The sequence below is a fragment of the Streptomyces sp. NPDC007991 genome (genome assembly GCF_042958445.1).
In the GTDB taxonomy this organism is placed as follows: Bacteria; Actinomycetota; Actinomycetes; order Streptomycetales; family Streptomycetaceae; genus Streptomyces.
The window spans coordinates 195,635-218,687 of record NZ_JBIBJD010000004.1 but is presented as its reverse complement, the minus strand read 5'-3'; the positions used below and the strand labels follow the sequence as shown (position 1 = coordinate 218,687).

Annotated in this window: 11 protein-coding genes and 2 pseudogenes; 9 read left to right on the top strand and 4 right to left on the bottom strand. The window is 71.7% G+C overall.

Annotation, left to right across the window (positions count from 1 at the left end; translation table 11 throughout):
* The first annotated feature begins 15 nt into the window (after positions 1–15).
* The 7 genes from ACFZDA_RS12615 to ACFZDA_RS12585 all read left to right on the top strand — a co-directional run bounded on the left by ACFZDA_RS12615 (position 16) and on the right by ACFZDA_RS12585 (position 18,708).
* Positions 16–1,074 carry an iron chelate uptake ABC transporter family permease subunit gene (locus tag ACFZDA_RS12615; protein ID WP_391080113.1) on the top strand — a complete coding sequence of 353 codons (1,059 nt, stop codon included), beginning with the start codon at positions 16–18 and terminating at the stop codon, positions 1,072–1,074.
* Entirely contained in the window at positions 1,071–2,159 is a 1,089-nt protein-coding gene (locus ACFZDA_RS12610) for an iron chelate uptake ABC transporter family permease subunit (RefSeq protein ID WP_391079048.1), read from the top strand. The genes ACFZDA_RS12615 and ACFZDA_RS12610 overlap by 4 nt, the downstream gene beginning before the upstream one ends.
* 38 nt (positions 2,160–2,197) lie before the next feature.
* Positions 2,198–3,049: an ATP-binding cassette domain-containing protein gene (locus tag ACFZDA_RS12605; protein WP_391079045.1), complete on the top strand. Its 852-nt coding sequence runs from the start codon at positions 2,198–2,200 to the stop codon at positions 3,047–3,049.
* Between the two features lie 101 nt (positions 3,050–3,150).
* Positions 3,151–4,209: an ABC transporter substrate-binding protein gene (locus tag ACFZDA_RS12600; protein WP_391079042.1), complete on the top strand. Its 1,059-nt coding sequence runs from the start codon at positions 3,151–3,153 to the stop codon at positions 4,207–4,209.
* 46 nt (positions 4,210–4,255) lie between these two features.
* Entirely contained in the window at positions 4,256–6,043 is a 1,788-nt protein-coding gene (locus ACFZDA_RS12595; RefSeq protein WP_391079039.1) for an ABC transporter transmembrane domain-containing protein, read from the top strand.
* A gap of 58 nt (positions 6,044–6,101) precedes the next feature.
* Positions 6,102–17,021 (top strand): amino acid adenylation domain-containing protein, encoded by a 10,920-nt coding sequence (locus ACFZDA_RS12590; protein WP_391079036.1) that lies wholly within the window; start codon positions 6,102–6,104, stop codon positions 17,019–17,021.
* Positions 17,008–18,708, top strand: coding sequence for an ABC transporter transmembrane domain-containing protein (locus tag ACFZDA_RS12585; protein ID WP_391079033.1), 1,701 nt, complete (start codon positions 17,008–17,010; stop codon positions 18,706–18,708). Before ACFZDA_RS12590 ends, ACFZDA_RS12585 begins: the two co-directional genes overlap by 14 nt.
* Before the next feature lie 43 nt (positions 18,709–18,751).
* Here ACFZDA_RS12585 and ACFZDA_RS12580 read toward each other — a convergent pair whose 3' ends face one another.
* Positions 18,752–19,849, bottom strand: a complete 1,098-nt coding sequence (locus ACFZDA_RS12580; RefSeq protein WP_391079030.1) for an alpha/beta hydrolase-fold protein — start codon at positions 19,847–19,849, stop codon at positions 18,752–18,754.
* Positions 19,850–19,939: 90 nt separating this feature from the next.
* Between ACFZDA_RS12580 and ACFZDA_RS12575 the strand changes: the two genes are divergently transcribed.
* Entirely contained in the window at positions 19,940–20,152 is a 213-nt protein-coding gene (locus ACFZDA_RS12575) for an MbtH family NRPS accessory protein (RefSeq protein WP_391079027.1), read from the top strand.
* Positions 20,153–20,305: 153 nt separating this feature from the next.
* Here ACFZDA_RS12575 and ACFZDA_RS12570 read toward each other — a convergent pair whose 3' ends face one another.
* Positions 20,306–21,094: a DeoR family transcriptional regulator gene (locus ACFZDA_RS12570; protein ID WP_391079024.1), complete on the bottom strand. Its 789-nt coding sequence runs from the start codon at positions 21,092–21,094 to the stop codon at positions 20,306–20,308.
* Positions 21,095–21,165: 71 nt separating this feature from the next.
* On the opposite strand from ACFZDA_RS12570, the pseudogene ACFZDA_RS12565 reads away from it, so the two are divergent.
* Positions 21,166–21,438, top strand: a pseudogene (locus ACFZDA_RS12565) (hypothetical protein); the annotation flags it as partial.
* A 221-nt stretch (positions 21,439–21,659) separates the two neighbouring features.
* Here ACFZDA_RS12565 and ACFZDA_RS12560 read toward each other — a convergent pair.
* Positions 21,660–21,830: pseudogene (locus ACFZDA_RS12560) on the bottom strand (helix-turn-helix domain-containing protein); the annotation flags it as partial.
* A 52-nt stretch (positions 21,831–21,882) separates the two neighbouring features.
* Positions 21,883–22,779: an LLM class flavin-dependent oxidoreductase gene (locus tag ACFZDA_RS12555; RefSeq protein ID WP_391079021.1), complete on the bottom strand. Its 897-nt coding sequence runs from the start codon at positions 22,777–22,779 to the stop codon at positions 21,883–21,885.
* Positions 22,780–23,053 lie beyond the last annotated feature (274 nt).

Sequence of the window (23,053 nt, the reverse complement as noted above, 5' to 3'; positions counted from 1 at the left end):
ATGACGTACGTCGACATGGGCACGATCGCAGTGGAACGCCCCGCGTACACGGCCACAACCAGGGTCCGCCGACGGCGAGTTGTGGGTCTCGGCGCGCTGGTGCTGGTCCTCGTGGCCGCGGGGGCGGTGTCGTTGGCCGTCGGGGCGCGCGCGTTGAGCCCCGGCGAGGTCTGGCACGGACTGTTCGCGGCACCGGAGCCCGACCAGCGGCTCACCGAGATCCGGCTCATCGTGGAGACCGTGCGGGTGCCACGGACGGTGCTCGCGATCGTGGCGGGCATCGCCCTGGGAGTCGGCGGCGCGCTGATCCAGGGGTACACGCGCAACCCGATCGCCGACACCGGCCTGCTGGGCGTGAACGCCGGGGCCTCGTCCGCCGTGGTGACCGTGATCGCCGTGTTCGGGCTCTCCGACCCGTTCCAGTACATCTGGTTCGCGTTCCTCGGGGCGGCGGTCGCCGGGGTCGTGGTGTTCGGGCTGGCCAGCATCGGACGCGGTGCCGGGAACCCGCTGACGCTGGCCCTCGCCGGGCAGGGAGTCACCGTGTTCCTCGCGGCGATGACCACGGCGATCGCGCTGTCGGACCAGAAGTCGCTGAACGCGCTGCGGTTCTGGAACGCGGGCTCCGTGGCCGGCGTCGGATTCGGCGTCATCTGGCCGGTGACCGGGTTCATCGCGGCCGGACTGGTACTGGCCCTGATCACACTGCCCGCCATCAACCTGCTCAACCTGGGCGACGACGTGGCGCGCGGGCTCGGGGTGAACATCGCGCTGAGCCGGACCGTCGGCATCACCGCCATCACCCTGCTGGCGGGCGCCGCCACGGCCGCGTGCGGGCCCATCGCGTTCCTCGGACTCATGGTGGCCCATGTGGCCCGGTATCTGACGGGGCCCGACTACCGCTGGCTGGTGCCGTACGCGGGCCTGCTCGGCGCGATCGTGCTCCTGGTCTGCGACATCGCGGGCCGCCTGGTGGTGCGGCCGAGCGAGCTGGACGCGGGGGTCGTCGTCGCCCTGCTGGGCGCCCCGTTCTTCGCGGCGCTGGTGTGGCGCGGAAAGTTCAAGAGCACATGAACAGGACAGGCATGAAGCCGCGCACGAACAGGACGGACATGAAGCCGTCGGTGGCGCCGGGCGTGCGGCTCGGCCAGGTGTCGTTCGTGTGGCGGCCCTGGATCGTGTGCGTCTCACTGCTGCTCGCGGCGGCGACGTTCCTGGTGTTCTGTCTGTCCATCGGCGTAGGGGAGTTCCCCATCGGACTGCCCCAGGTGGTCGCCACGGTCTTCGGCCGGGGCGAGCGGGTCGACGAGTTTGTGATCATGGACCTGCGGATGCCGCGGGCCCTGGCCGGGCTCGTCGTGGGCGTCGCGCTGGGGGTGTCCGGGGCGCTCACTCAGTCCATCGCCCGCAATCCGCTGGCCAGTCCGGACGTCCTCGGGATCACGGGCGGCGCCGGCGCGGTCGCGGTGTTCCTGGTGACGGTGTCCGGCGGGACGGCCACGGCGATCGTCAGCTCGGTGGGCCTGTCGGCGGCGGCCCTCCTGGGCGGTCTCGGCACGGGCCTGCTGGTGTACTTCCTCGCCTGGCGGCGCGGGATCGACGGCCTGCGGCTCATCCTCATCGGCATCTCGGTGAGCGCCGTGATGGAGGCCCTCACGACCTGGCTGCTGGTCACGGCCGACATCAGGGACGTCGCCCAGGCCCAGGCATGGCTGGTCGGCTCGCTGGACGACCGGTCGTGGGGCGAGGTCCAGGTGGCCCTGTGGGGCACGCTCGTCCTGCTGGTCGTCGTGGCGGGCGCCGCGTTCCAGTTCAAGCCGATGCACCTCGGTGACGACGTCGCCGCGGGCCTGGGGGTCCGTTACGGGGCCGTGCGGGCGGTCCTGCTGCTGTGCGCGGTGCTGCTGGCCGGCGTGGCGGTGAGCGCGGCGGGCCCGGTCCCGTTCGTGGCGCTGGTGGCACCGCAGGTGGCGATGCGGCTGGCGCGCTGCCCGACGCCGCCCCTGGTGGCCTCCGCACTGGTCGGTGCGCTGCTGCTGACCGGCGCGGACCTGGTCGCGCGCACGGCACTGCCCGTCAGTCTCCCGGTCGGCGTGGTCACCGCGGCGATCGGCGGCCCCTTCCTCGTGTACCTGCTGGTACGGGCGAACCGCAGATAGCTGATACAAAGTCAGGCAAACCTAAGTAAGGGGGCCTTGTGGTCACTCAGTCCGTCACCGGGGCCGAGCCCGAGTCCGATCAGACCTCACGGCTGGCCGCCAGGGGCGTCACGGTCGGGTACGGCGCCCGGACCGTCATCGACGATCTCGACGTGGCGATACCCCCCGGCGTGATCACCACCATCATCGGCCCCAACGGCTGTGGGAAATCGACCCTGTTGCGGACCCTGTCCCGGCTGCTCAGACCGTCCAGGGGGACGGTCGTGCTGGACGGTGACGACATCGCCCGGCTCAGGACCAGGGACGTGGCGAGGAAGCTCGGCCTGCTGCCGCAGGCGCCGGTCGCGCCCGAGGGGCTGACGGTGGCCGACCTGGTCGCCAGGGGCCGCCATCCGCACCAGAGCTGGCTGCGGCAGTGGTCCTCGGACGACGCCGACGTCGTGGCGCGCGCGCTGGCCATGACCGGCGTGTCCGACCTGGCCGACCGCCCGGTCGACGCGCTGTCCGGCGGGCAGCGGCAGCGCGTCTGGATCTCGATGACCCTGGCCCAGGGCACCGATCTGCTGCTGCTGGACGAGCCGACCACCTATCTCGACCTGGCGCACGCGATGGAGGTGCTCGATCTGGTCGACGATCTGCACGAGTCGGGCCGCACCGTGGTGATGGTGCTGCACGACCTCAATCTGGCCGCGCGCTACAGCGACAACCTCGTCGTGATGCGGGCCGGGTCGATCCTGGCGCAGGGCCATCCCCGTGACGTGCTGACCGCCGAGTTGCTGCACGAGGCGTTCGGGCTGAACGCCAAGGTCATCGACGACCCGGTGGGCGACCGGCCGCTCATCGTCCCGATCGGCCGCACGCACGTCCAACTCGACCAGTCCGCCATATAGTTACCTAAGTAAGGCTAGGCTTGCCTTACTGACTTGCGATACGGTTTGCCTGCCCTTACCCGGGGCGTAGTGGACCGTGCGGAATGCAAGGGGATTGACGGATGCTCCTCCACAGAACGACGCGCAGGAAGCCCCGGCGGCGGGTCGCGGCACTCGTCTTGGCCGCCACGCTGGGCGTCGGCCTCCTCGCGGGGTGCGGTTCCGGATCCGACGCGGCGGACAAGGGCGGCGACACCTCCTCGACCGCCGCGGCCGGCGCCTTCCCGGTCACCGTGGAGCACGCGTTCGGCACCACCGAGGTCACCGAGGCCCCGAAGCGGGTCGTCACCGTCGGCTACACCGACGACCAGAGCGTCCTGGCGTTCGGCATCAAGCCGGTCGGCATGACCGACCAGTACCCGAACCCGGCGGGCAAGAGCCCCGACATCAACACCCAGTGGCCCTGGGTGAAGGACAAGTGGGGCGCCGCCAAGCCCGAGGTCATCATGAAGAACGGTGACTCCGGCCCCAACTACGAGAAGATCGCCGCCCTGCGCCCGGACCTGATCATCGCGGTCTACTCCGAGATCGACCGGGCCGGTTACGACAAGCTCTCCCGGATCGCGCCGACGGTGGCCCGCACCAAAGCCGAGAAGGAGCCGTTCAGCGCCCCCTGGCAGGACAACGCCCTGCACATCGCCAAGGCACTCGGCAAGGCCGAGGAGGGCGAGAAGAGGGTGCGGGACATCCAGGCCAAGCTCGACACGGCCAAGAAGGCACACCCCGAACTCGCGAAGCAGAAGGCCGTCGTCCTGTCCTGGTACGAGAACTCGGTGGCGCCCTTCACCTCCACCGACGTGCGCGGCCGGCTCGTGACGGGCATCGGCTTCCAGTACCAGACCGAGATCGACAAGGTCGCGGGCGGCAGCTTCTACACCAAGCTCTCGCCCGAGCGCGTCGACCTGGTCGACGTCGACCACATCTTCGTGATCAACGACAAGGCCGACACGGCGGCGCTGAAGAAGTTCAAGCTGTTCGCCAACCTGGACGCCGTGAAGAAGGGCGACGTGTCCTACCTGCTGGACAGCGAGGGCCCGGCGGTCGGCGCGGCCATCTCCCAGGGCACCCTGCTGTCCATGCCGTACGCCGTCGACGAGCTCGTGAAGTCGGCGGCCGAGTAGCGATGCCGGTCACCGAGTCCCGTCCTTCGCCCGCCCGGGTCGCGGCGTGAGCCCGACCGCCATCCGCCCCGCCCCGGCGGCCCTGCACACGGCGACCGGACGCGAGGCCACCCGATGGGTCACGGCGCACTGCCGCGAGATGCCCTGGCTGTCGGCGGCCACCGTGCTCACCACGGTGGCCGGCGCGGCGCTCCAGGTGCTCCCCGTCCTGCTGCTCGGCCGGGTCGTCGACGGCGTGGTCGAGGGTGAGTCGCGCTCGGTCCTGGTCACCATCGGGGTGCTGATCGGGGCCGCCGCGCTGCTCGGCGCGGCGGCCACCGCGGTGTCGACGTATCTGATCGGCCGGCTGGGCGCCGATCTGCTGGCACGGCTGCGGGAGGGGGCGGTCCGGGCGGTACTGGGCATGCCGAGCGCCCGTGTCGAACAGGTCGGCCGGGGCGACGTGCTCTCCCGGGTCGGCGACGACGTGGCCGTCATCTCCAAGGGCATCCGTACCGCCATCCCGACGGTGTTCTCGGCCGGAGTGCTGGTCACCATCGCCACGTTCGGCATGTTCGGCCTGGACTGGCGGCTCGGACTGGCGGGCGCCGGCGCGCTGCCCGCCTACGCGCTCGCCCTGCGCTGGTACCTGCCCCGCTCCGCGCCGCTCTACCGCAGGCAGCGGGTGGCCCAGGCCGACCGCGCCCAGGCGTTGATCAGCGGTCTGAACGGGATCGACACGGTCCGCGCGTACCGCCTGGAGGCCGCCTTCCGCGAGAAGGTCACCCGCGAGTCCTGGCGCGTGCGCGACCTCGGTATCGAGGTGTTCCGGTTCTTCGGCCGGTTCGTCGGCCGGGAGAACCGCGCCGAGTTCATCGGGCTGGTCCTGATCATCGTGGTGGGATACGCCCTGCTGGAGGCCGGCGCGGCCACCCTGGGCGAGGTGTCGGCGGCCCCGCTGCTGTTCCACCGGCTGTTCGGCCCCCTCGGCCTGATCATGTTCACCTTCGACGAGGCGCAGAAGTCGGGCGCGAGCCTGACCCGGCTGGTCGGCGTGCTGGGGGAGGCCGGTGAGGGCCGGCTGGTGGGTGACCCGGCCGTCGCGCCGGCGGACACCGAACCGCTGCCGGTGACGGTGCGGGGGCTGACGTTCCGCTACCCCGGCGCCGAGGAACCGGTGCTCAGAGACGTCGATCTGACGATCCCGGCCGGGGATTCGCTCGCGCTGGTGGGTGCGACGGGCGCGGGCAAGACGACCCTGGCCGCGCTGATCGCGGGCATCGGGACTCCCGACGCCGGGTCGGTACGCATCGGCGCGACGGACCTGGCAGGGCTGGACGAGGCCGGGGCGCGGGCCCTGGTGAGCATCCTGACGCAGGAGACCCATGTGTTCTCCGGCCCGCTCGCCGACGACCTGCGACTGTCCGCGCCCGGGGCGAATGACACCGAACTGACCGAGGCGCTGCGCACGGTCGGTGCCGGCGCATGGGTCCAGGCGCTGCCCGACGGGCTGCGCACCACGGTCGGCGAGGGCGGTGAGCGGCTGGACGTCACCAAGGTCGCCCAGATCGCCCTGGCGCGGCTGGTGCTGGCCCGCTCGCCCGTGGTGGTGCTCGACGAGTCCACCGCGGAGGCCGGCAGCGAGGGCGCCGCCGAGCTGGAACGCGCGGTCCTGGCCGCGTGCGCGGGCCGGACCACCCTGTTCGTGGCGCACCGGCTGACCCAGGCGATGGCGGCGGACCGGATCGCCGTGCTGGACGCGGGCCGCGTCGTCGAGCAGGGCACACACGACGAGTTGGTCGCTCTGGACGGCCGGTACGCACGGCTGTGGCAGGCATGGCGCGAGGGCAGTTAGGCGAGCCCGAGGCACGTTGGGCTTACTTTGGTCTCCTTGAAAGGGTGCTGAGTCTTCGATGATGGAACCGAGCGCTCGTCTCGTACGGCTTTCCCCCGCACGCCTGGCCGGTGTACGCCGGCGGACCGGCGACCGTTCCGACAGGACGATCACCGAAGCCTGCGCGATCGGGCTGTCGTACTGGACGACGGGCCAGAGCCCCGACGGCATCGCCCTCACCCCCGGCAGCCTGTTCGCCGATGTCCTCGGATGGGTCGACAACGGCGGGACCGGGCCCGGCGACTGGGAGGTCGGCGCGGACGGCCGGAGCATCACCGTGCCCGACGGCGTCGCGGCGGCCGAGGCGCAGCTCGCGCTGGACGACCTGGCCGACTTCCCGGACCGGCCCCTCGGCAGCATCGGCCCGTCCAGTGCGGCGGCCAGACTCGAACTCCTGGCCCGGTGGAACGACACCGACGCCGACCGGATCCGACCCACCATCGTCGAGATGTTCCACGAGCAGGCGCGGACCCGGCCGGACGCCGTCGCCATCGTCGACGAGCGCCGTTCACTGACCTACCGTCAAACGGCCGAGCACGCCGCTCAGTTGGCCCACCGTCTGATCGAGCGCGGCCTCGGCCGCGAACAGGTCGTCGGCATCTCCCTGGGCCGCTCCGCCGAGATGGTCATCGGCCTGCTCGCCGTGCTCCAGGCCGGGTGCGCGTTCGTGCCGCTCGATCCGCAGTGGCCCGCCGCGCGCCGGGCCGTGGTCATCGAGGACGCCCGGGTCGTCGTCCAGCTCAACCACTCGGGCGAGCACGACCTGGCCGAACCGCCGGCCGTGGCCGTCGACCTCGACGACTGGCGCCACGGCTCCCACCCCACCGGGGGAACCGGCGTCACCGTCCGCGGTGACGCCCTCGCGTATGTGATCTTCACCTCCGGCTCGACCGGACGGCCCAAGGGCGCCATGATCCGGCACGAGGCGATCAGCGAGCGCCTGCTGTGGCAGGTGAACGAGATCCTGGGCTTCGGCCCCGACGACGCCTCGCTGTTCAAGGCGCCGCTGTCCTTCGACATCTCCGTCAACGAGATATTCCTGCCGCTGGTGTCCGGCGCCCGGCTGGTGGTGCTGCGCCCCGGCGGCGAACGCGACCCGCACCATCTGCTGAGCGTCATCGCCGAACAGCGCGTCACCTTCACCTATGTGGTGTCGTCCATGCTGGACGTGCTGCTGGAGATCGCCGGCGACTCCGGCCGGCTCGACAGCCTCAGGCACGTGTGGTGCGGCGGCGAGGTGCTGACCCCGGAGCTGTACGAGCGGTTCCGCACCAAGCTCGACATCCCCATGTACCACGGCTACGGCCCGGCCGAGACGACCATCGGCGTCTCCCACGTCATCTACCGGGGAGAGGCGGAGCGCCTGTCGACGTCCATCGGCAAGGCCAACCCCAACACCCGGCTGTACGTCCTGGACGAGGAGCTGCGCCCGGTCCCCGTCGGGGTCGGCGGCGAACTGTACGTGGGCGGGTTCCTCCTGGGGCGCGGCTACGTGGGCGCGCCCGGTCTGACGGCCTCACGGTTCGTCGCCAACCCCTTCGCGAACGACGGCTCCCGCCTCTACCGCACCGGCGACCTCGCCCGATTCGCCCCGGACGGCTCCCTGGACTTCCTCGGGCGTGCCGACAACCAGATCAAGATTCGCGGCATGCGGCTGGAGACCGAGGACGTCGAGGCCGGCCTCGCGGAGCACCCCGGCGTACGCCACACCTGCGTCGTCGCGCGGAAGAACACGGCGGGCGGCACCTACCTGGTGGGCTACGTCATCCCGGCCGCCGGCCGCGAGGACCTGCGGGCCGACGAGGTCAAGGCGTGGGCCGTCGAGCACATGGTCGCGTACATGGTGCCCGCCCACATCGTCGTGCTCACGGAGTTCCCCCTCACCGCCAACGGCAAGCTCGACCGCAACGCCCTGCCGGAACCCGTGATCGGCACGGGCACGCTGCTGCGGCCCACCACCGACAACGAGCGCGCGGTGTGCGCCGCGGTCGCGGCGGTGCTGCGGCTCGAAGAGGTCGGCGTCGACCAGGACTTCTTCCAGCTCGGCGGCGACAGCATCCTGGCGATCTCGCTGCTGACCGCGCTGCGGGAGGCGGGCCTCTACGTCACGGCACGGCAGATCTTCACCCACAGCACCGTGGGAGCCCTGGCCGCGGTCGCGAGCCGGGAGGACGTCTCCACCGTCGACCACCGCGATGTCGCGACCGGGTCCGTCGTGGGCTCGCCCATCGTGCGGTGGCTCGGCGAGACCACCGCCGCGATCGACGGCTTCGTACAGTCCGTCGTGCTGAACACCCCGCCGGACCTGACCGCCGACGCGCTCGACGAGATCCTCACCGCCCTGGTCCGCCGGCACGACATGCTGCGCGCCAGGCTGGTGCGCGCAGAGCGCTGGGGCTTTGACATCCCGGAGCCGGACCGGGCCGTCGCCGGCTGGCAGGAGAGCGACCGGCCGCTCGACGCGTGCGTCGCCCTCGCCACCGGCGCCCTGGATCCCGACAACGGCGTGATGCTGCGCGCCGTCTGGCGCCGGGCGGCACGGCAGCTGGTCCTGGTCGCCCATCACGTGGTGATCGACGGCGTGTCCTGGCGGATCCTGATGGACGACCTGGCCACGGCCTGGCGGCAGTTCACCTCCGGTACCCCGGTCGAACTGCCCCCCGTGGGCACGTCCTTCCGGCGCTGGACGCACCTGCTGGAGCGCGCCGCGTTCGACGCGGACAGCTCCTACTACCGGCGCCCGCTGCCCGCAGCGGACCAACCGGTGGGCAGGCGCGCGCTGTCCGACGCCGACACCGTCGCCACGGAGCGACTGCGGACCGTCTCGGCCGGCCCGGAGATCACGGCCGCCCTGCTGGGCGAGATCCCCGCGAAGTTCCACACGGGCGTCAACGACGTCCTGCTGACCGCACTCGCCGTCGCACTCGCCCGGTGGCGCCGCGACCTCGGACAGGACCAGACCTTCGCGCACATCGAACTGGAAGGCCACGGCCGCGAAGCACAGTTCGTGGCGCCCTCCGCCGGCTTCGAGCCCGAACTGTCACGGACCGTCGGCTGGTTCACGACCCTCTTCCCGGTCACCGTCGACCCCGGCCCGGCGGCCGCCGACTTCACCTCCCCCGCCTACCTGACCGCCGCCCTCAAGGCCGTCAAGGAAGACCTCGCCCGGGTCCCGGACAACGGCGTCTCCTACGGTGCCCTGCGGTACCTGACCGACACCGAGTTCGACGCCCCGGCCCCCCAGGTCCTCTTCAACTACCTCGGCCGCTTCGCCGCGGGCGAGCCGGGCGACTGGCAACTCGCGCGGGCCACCGGTCAGTTGGGCGAGAAGCGGGATCCCCGCATGCGCCTGCCGCGCGCCCTGGAGTTCAACGCGATCGCCGAACCGGCCCCGACCGGCGCGTACGACCTGGTCACCACCATCTCCTGGCCCGACGGCATGTTCACCGACGAGGACATCGCCACCATCGGAGGCTACTTCCGGGACGCCCTGGCCCAACTGGCCGCACTCGACCCGCACGGCGGCCACTCGCCCAGCGACTTCGGCCTCGTGCCGCTCACCCAGGCCGACGTCGACGCCCTCGACGGCCCGGCGCTGCGGGACATCCTGCCGCTGACACCGCTGCAGGAGGGCCTGTACTTCCACTCCGTCTTCGACGACGACTCGGCCGGCGCCTACGTCGAACAGCAACTGCTCACCCTGGACGGCGAGGTGGACGCCGACCGGCTCGCCGCCGCGGCCACCCGGCTGCTCACGCTCTACCCGAACCTCGCCGCGCGCTTCGTGGCCCTCGCCGACGGCCGCGTGGTCTCCGTGCTGGAGAGCGGCGTCGAGGCGCCCTTCACCACCCTGGACCGCCCCGGCATCACCGACGCCGAGCTGCGCGACCTGGCCGAGCGGGACCGCCGCGCCGGATTCGACCTGGCCACGGGTCCGCTGATGCGGTACACCCTGGTCCGCTCGGGCCCCGGCCGGAACGTCCTCGTACAGACCGTGCACCACATCATCGCCGACGGCTGGTCGGTGCCGCCGATGCTCCACGCCCTGCTCGCCGAGTACCACGCGCCCGGGACCGTCCGCCCGGTCGGCGGCTTCTCCGACTACGTGGCCTGGCTCGCCGGACGGGACGCCGACGAGAGCGACCGGGTGTGGCGCGAGCAGCTCGCGGAGCTGCCCGGCCCGTCGCTGGTCGCCGAGGGCCACACCCCGTCCGACCGGTTCGCCGACACCGCCGTGCGCCCGGACCAGGACATCGACGCGGCCGCACGGTCGGCCGGCGTGCCCCTGAGCGTGGCCGTGCACAGCGCCTGGGCGGTGACGCTGGGCGGCATCCTGCACGGACAGGACGTGGTGTTCGGCTCCACGGTGTCCGGCCGCGACGCGGACGTGCCCGGCATCGAGGACATGGTGGGCCTGTTCATCAACACGATCCCCGTCCGCGCCCGTTGGACCGCCACCACCACCGCCCGCGACCTGCTCGCCTCGGTGCGGGAACACCAGGGTGCGGTCCTGCCGCACCAGCACGTCTCCCTGGCCAGGATCGGCCGCCAGGCCGACGCCGCCTCCCTGTTCGACACCCTCGTGGTGTTCGACGTCGCGACCGACGTGGCCGCACTGCACCGGCCCGGCGACACCCTGGTCGTCACCGGCCTCGTCAACGAGGGCGCACCGCACTACCCGCTGACCCTGGTCGTGGAACGCGCACTCGACGGCCGCCCGCGCTTCAACCTGATCTACGACGGCGAGCTGCTGCGAGAGACGACCGCCCAGGCGATCCTGCGCACGTTCACCTCGACCCTCACCGCCCTGCTCACCCGGCCGGACACCCTGGTCGACGACCTGGCCCGCGACGACGACCGGCGCCCCGCACGCATCACCCCGACCACCCTCGGCGACCTGTTCGACACCGCCGCAGGGCGCGACCCGGCCGCCACCGCCGTCACCCAGTGCGGTCTCGACGGCCGTACCCGGTCCCTGACGTACGGCGAACTGGCCGACGTCAAGAACGAGTTGGCCGCCGCCCTGCGCGCCGCCGGGGTCGGCCCCGGCCGACGGGTCGCCGTCGCCGTCCCCCGGTCCGTCGAGCAGGTCGTCGCCCTGGTCGCCATCGTCACCGCGGGCGGCGCGTACGTACCGCTGGACCTGGCGTACCCGGACGAACGGCTGGAGTACATCCTCGCCGACGCCGCGCCGCAGGTCGTCCTCGTGGACCGGGACCAGCGCGACCGCTTCACCGAACTCCTGGCCCGGACGGGCGTACCGGCCCGGGTACTCGTCCAGGGCGACGACCTTCCGCAGGCCACGACCGAGCCGCGCCACCGGGCCGGCTGGCACGACGCCGCCTACGTCATCTACACGTCCGGCTCGACCGGCCGGCCCAAGGGCGTCGTCGTCCCGCACTCCAGCGTGGTGACGCTGCTCGCCCACACCCAGCCCGACCTGGATTTCGGCCCGCACGACGTGTGGGTCCAGTTCCACTCCTTCTCCTTCGACTTCGCGGTCTGGGAGCTGTGGGGAGCGCTCGCGTACGGCGGTGAGCTGCTGGTGCCGGAGTACGGGCTGACCCGCTCCCCGGTCGACTTCCACCGGCTGGTCCGCGAGCGCGGGGTGACCGTGCTCAACCAGACGCCGTCCGCCTTCTACCAGTTCATCGAGGCCGACCGGCACGCCGGTCAGCCCCTGCCCGCCCTGCGCCGCGTCATCTTCGGCGGCGAGGCGCTCGACCTCGGGCGGCTGCGCGGCTGGGTCGAGCGGCATGGCACCGGCTCGCCCGAGCTGGTCAACATGTACGGCATCACCGAGACCACCGTCCACGTCACCCACCGCGTGCTGACCCAGGAGGACTTCGGCCCTGGCGACTACATCAGCCCGATCGGCTGCCCCCTGCCCGGCCTGGTCACCCACCTCCTCGACGATCGGCTCCGCCCGGTGCCGCCGGGCCGGGTGGGCGCCATCTACGTCTCCGGCGACCAGGTGTCGCTCGGCTACCTGGGCAGGCCCGGGCTCACCGCGGGCCGGTTCGTGGCGAACCCCTTCGCGGGGGACGGCTCCCGCATGTACCACACGGGCGACCTGGCCCGCCGCACCCTCGACGGCGAGCTGGAGTTCGTCGGCCGCGCCGACGACCAGGTCCAGGTCAAGGGCTTCCGCATCGAACCGGGCGAGGTGGAGACCGCGATCCGGGAACTCGACGGCGTGACCGACGTGGCGGTGACGGTGGCGGACAGCGGGGATCACCTCGTGGCGCACGTGGTGGGCCGGATGCCGTCCGACTTCGCCGCCCAGCTCTCCACGAAGCTGCCCGCACACATGGTCCCGGGCAGGGTGATGCCGGCTGAAGCACTACCTCTGACGATCAACGGCAAGCTGGACCGAAAGGCCTTGGAGAAGCGGACCCTCTTCAGGGGCGTGGGGAAAGGCGCGCCCAGCCACCACACACCCGCAGACGAAAACTCAGCAGTGGCCGCACTCACGGAGATCTTCACAGAGACACTGCCCGGCACCCACGTGACCCCCGACACCGACTTCTTCCACGCCGGAGGCGACAGCATCATCGCCATCACGGTCGTGAACAAGGCCAGGACACTCGGCCTGCCCATCACCCCCCGGGACGTGTTCCTGCACAAGACCCCCCGCGCACTCGCCGAACACCTGGCGACGAGCACACGACAGGCGGCCGTTTCGACCCATCGCGAGGACGGCCCGCTCCACCCCACGCCGATCATCCTGCGCCAACGCGAACTCGGCGGCTCACTCACCGGATTCGCCCAGGCCAGGACACTGGCGGTCCCCGAGAGCTGCTCCTTCGCCGACGTCGAACGCGCCGCCAGCGCCGTAGTCGCCGCACACCCCGCCCTGCGCCTGCGACTCCACACCCGACACGGAGTGTGGACCCTCCGCACCGAACCGGTCCGCGAAGTCACCGTCGTACCGGACCCCACCGACGCCACGACCGCCGCGAACAACGCCGCCGGACGGCTCGACCCCGAGGCGGGAGAGGTCGTCGCCTTCTCGTGGCTGGAGGCGAGCCGGACCCTGGTCGTCACCGTGCACCACCTCGCCGTCGACGCGGTGTCCTGGCTGATCCTGCTGGACGACCTGGCCACGGCCCTGCGCAGGGAAGCCCTGGCCGCACCGACCACGTCGTACGCCGAGTACGCCGAAGCACTGACAGTCCAGTCGGCCGAGGCCGTCGACGACCTCGGACACTGGGTCACCACCCTCCAGGCCCCCGCGCTGCTCCCCGCCGTCGAGGGACAGCGGGAGACCACGGTCGTCCTCCCGCCCGAGGTGGCCGACCGCGTGACGCGCACCGCGCCCGCCGCACTCGGCGTCGGCCTCACCGAGTTGCTGTGCGGCGCCCTGCGCACCGCGCTGACCCACATCCAGCCCTCGCCCACCGACCTCGCCATCGACCTGGAGCGGCACGGCCGGGTCCCGGTGGTGGAACACCACGACTACACCCGTACGGTGGGGTGGTTCACCTCCATCGCACCCGTACGCCTCACCGCGCACACAGACCCGGTCGAGGCGGCCCGCGAGGTCGCCGAACGCCAGCCGGACGAGCGCGCCCACGTCGCCTACGGACAGCTCAGGTATCTCGACCCGCAGACGGCCCCACTGCTCAACACCGGCCACCCGCAAGTGCTGTTCAACTACCTCGGCCGGGGCAGCGAGTCCCAGGCGGTGCACCTCACCGGCGGCGGCCAGGGCAGCCCGTACGCCGTCGAGGTCAACGCCTGGCTCGACGGGACCACCGGCAGCCTGCACGCGGAGTTCAGGCTCGCCGAGGGCATCCCGGGTGAGATCACCGAGCACTGGCACCGCGCCCTGAAGCGCATCGCGGACGCCGCCACGACAGCCGAGCGCACCGCACCGGTCACCCCGCTCCAGCGAGGCCTGTTCTTCCAGGCGCAGATGGCGGGCTCGGCCGGGCACTACGTGGCGCAGAGCTGGTTCAGGTTCGACCGGCGCCTGGACACGGGCGCGCTGGCCGAGGCGATGGCGTACGTGATCGCCCGGCACCCGGTCGTCGGCGCCGGGTTCACGACCGACTCCGACGGCAACCCCGTCCAGGTCCTCAAGGCCGGCCGGCGGGTCGACGTCCGCACGATCGAGCTGGCGACGGACGCCGAGGCCGACGCCCTGCGGGCCCGGGACCGCGACACCGGTTTCGACCCGGGCGAGCCTCCGCTGATCCGGCTGACCGTGGTGCGTCTGCCCGGCGAGCGCGACGGCCTGCTGCTCAGCCACCACCTGTTGCTGTGGGACGGCTGGTCCCGCGAGATCGTGCTGCGGGACCTGTTCGACGCGTACCGGGCCGTCGTCGCGGGCGAGCCCGTCGACGCCGTCCCCGCCACTCCGGGTTTCGAGGACTACGCCCGGGCCCTCGACGCCAAGGACTCCGCCGTCTCGGAACGCTTCTGGGCGGAGCACCTGGCCGGGCTCCCCGGCCCCACGCTGCTCGCCGGACCGGCACCGTCCTTCCCGGACGACCTGCCGCGCGCGCTCGTGCACACGCTGTCGGCCGAGCAGTCCGACCTGCTGCGGGAGGCGGCCAGGACGCACGGCGTCACGCTGAACTCCGTGCTGACCGGGGCCTTCGGCCTGCTCCTCGGCGCCCGCACGGGCCGCAGTGACGCCGTGTTCGGCGTGACCGTCTCCGGCCGCGAGGGAGAGGGACTGTCCGACATCGTCGGCGTGCTGCTCAACACCGTGCCGATGTGGACGCGGCCACGGCCGGACGACACGGTCGGCGAGTACCTCTCAGCCGTACAGGCGGCCCGGGTCGAGGCGATGGAGCACGAGCACCTGGGACTCGGCGAGATCCAGCGGGCCGGCGGGCACGACACCCTGTTCGACAACCTGTTCGTGCTCCAGAACTTCCTGGACAGGGACGCCTTCGCCGAGATGAACGCCCGGCACGGCATCACCTCGGTGCAGGCCGACGACTCCACGCACTATCCGTTCACCTGGGTCGTCACGCCCGGCGACCGCCTCACCGTCAAACTGGAGTACCGCGACGAGGACACCGCGGGCGCCCGTCGCCTCCTCGACGACTACCTTCGCGTACTGGAGGACCTGGCCCGGTCGACCGGCCCGGTGGGCGCCCTGCGGGGCCTGGGGCCGGAGCCCACGCGGGGTGAGCGTACGGATGTCGGCACCGACACCGTCGTCGACCGGTTCGACCGGGCGGCGGACCGCGCACCGCGGCGGATCGCGCTCGTCGCCCACGGTTCGACGATGACGTTCGCCGAACTCCGCGACCGCAGCCGCGCGGTGGCCGGCGTGCTCGCCAGGCGCGGCCTCGGCCCGGAGACGAACGTCGCTCTCGCGATCCCGCGCTCCCTCGATTCGATCGTGGCGCTGTTCGCCGTGCTGCGGGTCGGCGCCGCCTACGTGCCGCTGGAGCTGGACCACCCGGACGAGCGGATCGCGGCGATCGTCCAGGACGCCCGCCCCGAGGTGATCCTCACCGTGAGCACCGTGTCGCCCCGGCTGGCCTCGCTGGACGCCGAACTGATCGAACTGGACCGCCCGCTGCCCGAGGCCGAGCCGTTTGTGACGTTCGCACCGGACGACCCGGACCGCCTGCGGCACCCCGCGTACACGATCTACACCTCAGGCTCGACCGGCAAGCCCAAGGGCGTGGTGACCGAGTACGCCGGACTCACCAACATGCTGATCAACCATCAGCGACGGATCTTCGAGCCGGTGCTGGCGGAGCACGGCCACCGCGTCTTCCGGATCGCGCACACCGTGTCGTTCGCGTTCGACATGTCCTGGGAGGAGCTGCTGTGGCTCGCCGACGGGCACGAAGTGCACGTCTGCGACGAGGAGTTGCGCCGGGACGCGCCCCGGCTGGTCGCGTACTGCCTGGAGCACGGGATCGACGTCGTCAACGTGACGCCGACCTACGCCCAGCAACTGGTGGGCGAGGGCCTGCTCGACGACCCGGGACGCCGGCCGCCGCTGGTGCTGCTCGGCGGCGAGGCCGTCACCCCGACGCTGTGGCAGCGCCTCGCCGAAACCGAGGGAACGGTCGGCTACAACCTGTACGGACCCACCGAGTACACCATCAACACCCTCGGCGTCGGCACGTTCGAGTGCGAGGACCCCGTGGTGGGCGTGGCCATCGACAACACCGACGTCTACGTCCTGGACCCGTGGCTGCGGCCGCTGCCGGACGGCGTCCCCGGTGAGCTGTACGTCGCGGGCATCGGCATCGCGCGCGGCTACCTCGGGCAGCCCGCCCAGACCGCGCACCGCTTCGTCGCCTGCCCGTTCGGGAAACCCGGTGAGCGCATGTACCGCACCGGGGACCTGGTGGTCCGCCGGCCCGACGGCAACCTGACGTACCTGGGCCGCACCGACCAGCAGGTCAAGATCCGCGGGCACCGCGTCGAACTCGGCGAGGTGGAGGCCGTGTTCGCCGCCCACCCGGCGGTGCGGTTCGCCGCCGCGGTCGCCCAGCCCGACCCCCAGGTCGACGGCGCGTACCGGCTGGCCGCCTATCTGGTGCTGGACGGCGCGGAGTTGGCCACGGTCGCCGCCGAAGTCGGCGCCGGGCTGCCGGACTTCCTGCGCCCCACCCACTACGCCCAGGTCGACAGCATCCCGCTGACGGTGAACGGGAAGACCGACACCAAGGCGCTGCCCGAGGCCAAGCCGCTGGGCGCGCTGACCACGGCGGGGGAGCGGGGCCCCGCGACCGAGACCGAGACCGTGGTGTGCGAGTACTTCGCCGAGGCGCTGGACCTGGACGACGACGAGGTGAGCGCGGTGAGCGACTTCGCGTCCCTCGGAGGACACTCCATGCTGGCGGTGCGGCTGATCGGGCTGCTCCGCCGCGAGTACGGTCCCGTGATCACGATCCGCGATCTGTTCACCCTGCGCACCCCGGAAGCGATTGCCCGCCACCTCGATGACAACTCCTGACACGCAGTGGCCCCGCTCGGGGTCCGACATCCTCCGCACCGCCCTGCGCCGCAACGTCGGCGCCATGGCCGGTGGCACCCTCCTCATGGGCCTGTACCAGGCGGGCGAGACGGCCTTCCCCATCGCGCTCGGCCTGATCGTCGAGCACACGATGCGGGACCGCGGCCCCGGCGCGCTCGGCCTCTCGATCGCCGTACTGGCCGTGATCATCACGACCGTGTCGCTGTCCTGGCGGTTCGGGATGCGCATCCTGCAGAAGGCCAACACGACGGAGGCGCACCGCTGGCGCGTGAAGGTCGCGGCCTGCGGGCTCCAGCCGGTGGCCAGGGACGTCGACCTCAAGTCCGGCGAGGTGCTGACCATCGCCACCGAGGACGCCGACCAGACCGCCGACATCATCGAGGTGGTGCCGCTGCTGATCAGCTCGCTGGTCGCGGTGGTGGTCGCGGCTGTCGCGCTGGGCCTGGCCGACATCCGGCTCGGCCTGCTGGTGATCGTGGGAACCGTCGCGATCCTGTCCTGTCTGAGCGTGCTGTCGAAGCGGATCGGCACCAGCACCCAGGAACAGCAGGCCCGCGTGGCACGGGCGGGCGCGAAGGTCGCCGACCTGATCACCGGCCTGCGCCCGCTGCACGGCTTCGGCGGCAACCACGCGGCGTTCCGCTCCTACCGGAAGGTCAGCACGGAGGCTAAGGTCCAGGCGATCACCGTCGCCAAGGTGAACGGCGCGTACGCGGGCACGGCCCTGGCCCTCAACGCGGTGCTCGCCGGCGCCGTGACGCTGACGGCGGGCTGGCTGGCCTTCGACGGCCGGATCAGCATCGGCGAGCTGGTCATGGCCGTGGGCCTGGCGCAGTTCATCATGGAACCGCTGAAGCTGTTCTCGGAGATGCCGAAGTACGTGATGATGGCGCGCGCCTCGGCCGAGCGCATGGCACTGGTGCTGACCGCGCCGCCGGTGATGACCCCGGGATCCGAACGCCCGGCCGAGAGCGCGGACGTGGAGCTCGACTGCGTCCGGTACGGAACCCTGCGCAGGCTGAAGTTCCAGGTGCTCGCCGGGGAGTTCGTGGCGATCGCCGCCTACCAGCCGCGCGCGGCGGCCGACCTCGCGTCGATCCTGGCCGTGAACGTCCCGCCCGGCGGGTACGAGGGAACGGTGCGGGTCGGCGGCCGGGACCTCGCCGACCTGTCGGTCGAGGCGGTCCGCGAGCACGTGCTGGTGAACCCGTACGACGGGGAGATCTTCGCGGGGACGCTCCGCTCGAACATCGACCCGTCGGGCACCGGCCGGATGATCCCCGAGGCGGTCGAGGCGTCCATGCTGACCGACGTGGTCGCCCTCCACCGCGAAGGCCTCGACTACGCCGTGCGCGACCGCGGCGCCAACCTCTCCGGGGGGCAGCGCCAACGACTCTCCCTGGCCCGCGCCCTGGCCGCCGACAGCGACGTCCTCGTCCTGCACGATCCGACGACGGCCGTCGACGCGGTCACGGAACAGCTCATCGCCCGCAACATCGCGAAGCTGCGCCGGGGCCGCACCACCATCGTCCTCACCAGCAGCCCGGCCCTCCTGGACGCCGCCGACCGGGTCCTCGTCCTGGACGACGGAGTCATCACGGCGGAGGACACGCACCGGAACCTACTGGCAACGGACGAGAACTACTGCTCGGCGGTGGCGAGATGAACCTCCAGGGACGCGCGGCCGGCCCCCACCGGCCCGCAGGCGACTACAGCGCCCTCAACGCCCAGGCGACATCCCTGACCAACGCATGCCGCCACCCCGCCCGATCATGCCCGGAGGCCGACCGCGCAACCCGCACGGTCGCCCCGGCCTGCTCGGCCAGGACCTCCACCGCCTCACAATGCGGCAGCATCCGCGTCTCGTGTTCCCCCACGTCGAACGCGACCCGCAGCCCCGCCAGATCGGGCCCCTGCCGCAGCCGGTCGGCGATGGCGCCACCCACCGGACCCCCCAACGGATCCGCCGACCCCACCGCCTCGGACGTCCACCAGAACGACCCCGACTGACAGGCCACCCGGGACACCAACTCCGGAAACTCCAGCGCCGCGTACACCGCACTCAACCCACCGAGGCTCTGACCGGCGACGACCAGCCGGTCCAGCTCAACGGTCACCCCCGACTCCGCCACCAGCGGCAGCAGTTCGTCCCGGACCGCCTCCCACAGCTCGGCCCGGCACGCGAACTCCGCCTCCCTGTCGCTGGCCGGCAGAAAGACCAGGGTGACCGGCGGCATCTCCCCAGCGGCGACCGCCGAGTCGAACGCGGTCATGGCCGGGTGCAGATACAGCCAGTCGTCCCCGTCCAGCAGCAGGACCACCGGCCCGCCCCCACCCGCGGGATGCACCCGCACGGTCCGCCGCCCGCCCAGCCGTTCACCGGCCCAGCGGATCCGGGTACGGGGCAGGGTCAGCACACCGTCCGGGCCGACGGCGGGCCAGTGCGGCTGGGCCGGCGCGTCCGGCGTCGCGGCGATGGACCGGTCGCCGCCCGCACCGACCGGGTTGAACGGATCCGCGTACGCCTCCTCGCCCACGCGGAACTGATACGTCACCCGCAGCCGCGCGGGCATGCGCACCTCGGCGTACCAGCAGTCGGTGTCACCGAACCGGCTCAACGGCACCGGCTCGGACCAGCTCTCGAAGTCGATCGCCGCCGCACGGGACCCACGCCACAGGAAGAGGGTGACCCAGCCGTCGCCGTCGGGTATCGACGCGGGCGTCCGCGCGGCCGCCCAGAACGCGTCGGTGCCGGGTGTGCCGGGCAGTGCGAACGCGGCGAACGTGTCGTCCCCCACCAACCTCATGGACGTCTCCTTGTGGAGCGGAAAGCGAGAAGGCTAAGCTCACTTGCAATTAGGCGAGCCTAACCTAATTTTTATAGGAGGCACCGGCACATGAGCACCAACCCCTTCGACGACGCCGACGGCCGATTCCTCGTCCTCGTGAACGACGAGGGACAGCACTCGCTCTGGCCGTCCTTCGCGGACGTGCCCGGCGGCTGGACGGTGGCCTTCGAGGAGAACACCCGGGAGGCCTGCCTGGAGTACGTCGAGGCCAACTGGACGGATCTGCGCCCCCGTTCCCTCGCCGAGTCCCTCGACGCCTGACACCCGTCGGCCCGGACGAGGCCGTGACCTCGGTGCCCGCACGGGAGGCGATCGACCACGGGGAGTCACGCCCGCGCCCGTCACTTCGCCAAGGCGGGCATCGCCCGGCCGCCGTTTACCTGGGCCGGGCCGCCGCGGAAGCCGCGTGCGGTGTCAGGCGCGGATGACCTCCACACCGGCCGCCGTGAACGCCTCGGTCAGCTCGTCCGAGGCGGCCTTGTCGGTCACCAGGACGTCGATGTCCTCCACCGGGCAGATACGGGCGAACGCCCTCCGGTCCAGCTTGGAGGAGTCGGCGACCGCGACGACCTGCTGCGCGCGGCGGGCCAGCGCCCGGTTGATACCGGCCTCGCCCTCGTGGTGGGCGGTCGCCCCATGGGCCACGTCGATGGCGTCCACCCCGAGGAAGACCTGGTCCAGCGCGATCTCCGCGAGCAGTTCGGTGGCCAGCGGCCCGATCAGCTCGTAGGACGCCGGCCGGGCCACCCCGCCGGTCACCACGAGCTTCACGTGGCGCCGTACGACCAGTTCGTTGGCGATGTTCAGGGCGTTGGTCACCACGGTGACCGCCGTCTCCGCGCCGCCGGAACTCAGGTCGGGCCGGGTGGCGAGCGCCCGCGCCACCTCGGTGGTCGTGGTGCCGCCGTTGAGTCCCACCACGGCGCCGGCCTTGACCAGCCCGGCCGCCGCGTCCGCGATCCGCTCCTTCTCCGGAGCCTTGCGCGCGGCCTTGTAACGCAGCGGCAGGTCGTAGGCGATCGCGTTGATCACGGCTCCGCCGTGCGTGCGGGTGACCATCTGCTGGCGGGCCAGCTCGTCGAGGTCGCGCCTGATCGTCGCGGCGGAGACCCCCAACTCCTCGGCGGCCGGCTCGACTTCGATCCGTCCATCGCGCGTCAGCATCTCCAGCAGCGCGCTCCACCGGGCCTGCGGTGCCGCCATGTCTCACAACTCCCTGTCCACGGTGTGCGCCACAAGGTGCGCATATCCATGAAACCACAGCGCTTGATTAAGTGTTTTATGGTCCTCAAACGAACAAAACCCTGCATGTTCCGCACGTCCTTGCCGCTGCCGCTGCCGCTGTCCCCGCCCCTGCGGCCGTCGCGGCCCTCGCACACCGCGACAGGAGGCCGTCCGTGCCGCTGACTCCCACCGCCGACGTGGTGAGCTCCGCGTGCCGCGACGGACGGGCCGTCAGCGCGTTGAACGTGATCACCCTGGAGCACGCCGAGGCCATGGTCAACGGGGCGGAAGCCGCGGGCCGCCCGGTCATCTGCAAGATCAGCGAGAACGCAGAGCCGCACCCGCGAGGAGCACACCGCCGTGGAGACGCTGCTGGCGTTCCGCAGCGAGGTGTTGTCGAGTACGGCGGGTGCCTCGGCGGGCGCGGTCGGGCCGAGGAACGTAGCCGAGCCCCGGTGACCGCCGGGCGCCATGGCCTGGAGGTGATCATGTCTCGACGGAGGAATCGAGTGCCCCATGCCGCGATCGATGTGATGTCGTGGAACAGGAGTCCGCCGCCCGGATCCGTCTCCAGCCAGCCCTCTTCCCGCCACGGCTTGATCGCCGCACGGACGGTGTTGCGGGACGTACCGATCATCTGGGAGAGCTCTTGCTGAGTCAGCCGGACACTGACCGCCGGCCGATTCGTCGAAGCCGCATCCACGAGCCGGCTCAGGGCACCGGCCAGGCTGGCGTACCCGACCCGACCGTGGGACCTGTAGCCGAGGTCAGGTCAGGGACGGCAGCACGTCCGAAGCCACGGTGTCGAGGATCGCCTCGTCACCCGCGAACGGGCCCGACGCCCTCGGCCACGGCGCCAGCACGTCGGTGAAGCCGAGCTCGTCCGCCCGACCGAGGAAGTCGCGGTAGCACTCGACGCTCGACAGCGAGAAGACCGGCGCTGCGTCGGTCTGGAGGAACCGGCGGACCGCGGCGGGGGCGCGGGATTCGGCGGCCAACGCCTCGTCGAACCGGGCCGACACCTCGGCCAACGAGCGCCACCAGCCGTCCAACGAATCGTGGTCGGTGCCCAGGGTGACCCACCCCTCGCCGTGCTTCGCGGCCAGGGCCAGCGCCTTCGGCCCGTTCGCCGCCAGCACGAACGGCGTGCGCGGTCGTTGCACGCAACCCGGCGCGCTCCGTGCGTCCACGGCCGTGTAGTACTCGCCGGAGTAGTCGACCCGGTCCTTGGTCAGCAGGGCGTCCAGCAGCTCGACGAACTCCCGGTACCGGCGGAACGGGCTGGCGGCCTTCGTGGTGCCCCCGAACACCTCCACGTCGTAGCCGCCGACCCCGCCCGCGCCGATGCCGACCGTGCAGCGGCCGTCGGACAGGTCGTCCACCGCGAGCACGTCCCTGGCGAACGACAGCGGGTGGCGGAAGTTCGGCGACGCGACCATGAAGCCCAACTCGATCCGCGAGGTCACCGTCGCCGCCGCGCTCAACGTCGGCACGGCGCCGAACCAGGTGTGCTCGACGAGCGGACCCCAGCCCAGGTGGTCGAACGTCCAAGCGTGGGCGAAACCATATGCTTCCGCCGCCTGCCACCGTGGCTTTGCCTCGGCCCAGCGGTACTCCGGCAAGATCGTGATCCCGGCCCGCACGACACCCCCATCTTCGATCATCGATCCCTTCATTCGAACAGAGGTGGCGTTCGCGGTCAAACACCTGGGTGCGACCTGCCTGTCACAGCAGGAAGATCTCGCGCGGCAGTAGCCCTGGCCGGAGTTGGTGGACGGACAGAAGCGCCTAGCTGCCAGGGAGCTTGATCGCCGCCTCCGAGTCAGCAAATCGTGGGATGGGGTCCTGCTTCAAGGAGTGCGGTTGTTCCAGGCCGACTCGTTGCCCGCACCCGTACACGATTCGGTTGGTGGGCCTCGGCCGTTCCACCCTCTCCCG

What these genes read in the sequence shown, in the direction of transcription:
- ACFZDA_RS12615 (WP_391080113.1), top strand. Translation starts at nt 16, where the DNA reads ATGGGCACGATCGCAGTGGAACGCCCCGCGTACACGGCCACAACCAGG.
- ACFZDA_RS12610 (WP_391079048.1), top strand. Translation starts at nt 1,071, where the DNA reads ATGAACAGGACAGGCATGAAGCCGCGCACGAACAGGACGGACATGAAG.
- ACFZDA_RS12600 (WP_391079042.1), top strand. Translation starts at nt 3,151, where the DNA reads ATGCTCCTCCACAGAACGACGCGCAGGAAGCCCCGGCGGCGGGTCGCG.
- ACFZDA_RS12590 (WP_391079036.1), top strand. Translation starts at nt 6,102, where the DNA reads ATGATGGAACCGAGCGCTCGTCTCGTACGGCTTTCCCCCGCACGCCTG.
- ACFZDA_RS12585 (WP_391079033.1), top strand. Translation starts at nt 17,008, where the DNA reads ATGACAACTCCTGACACGCAGTGGCCCCGCTCGGGGTCCGACATCCTC.
- ACFZDA_RS12580 (WP_391079030.1), bottom strand. Translation starts at nt 19,849, where the DNA reads ATGAGGTTGGTGGGGGACGACACGTTCGCCGCGTTCGCACTGCCCGGC.
- ACFZDA_RS12575 (WP_391079027.1), top strand. Translation starts at nt 19,940, where the DNA reads ATGAGCACCAACCCCTTCGACGACGCCGACGGCCGATTCCTCGTCCTC.
- ACFZDA_RS12570 (WP_391079024.1), bottom strand. Translation starts at nt 21,094, where the DNA reads ATGGCGGCACCGCAGGCCCGGTGGAGCGCGCTGCTGGAGATGCTGACG.
- ACFZDA_RS12555 (WP_391079021.1), bottom strand. Translation starts at nt 22,779, where the DNA reads ATGATCGAAGATGGGGGTGTCGTGCGGGCCGGGATCACGATCTTGCCG.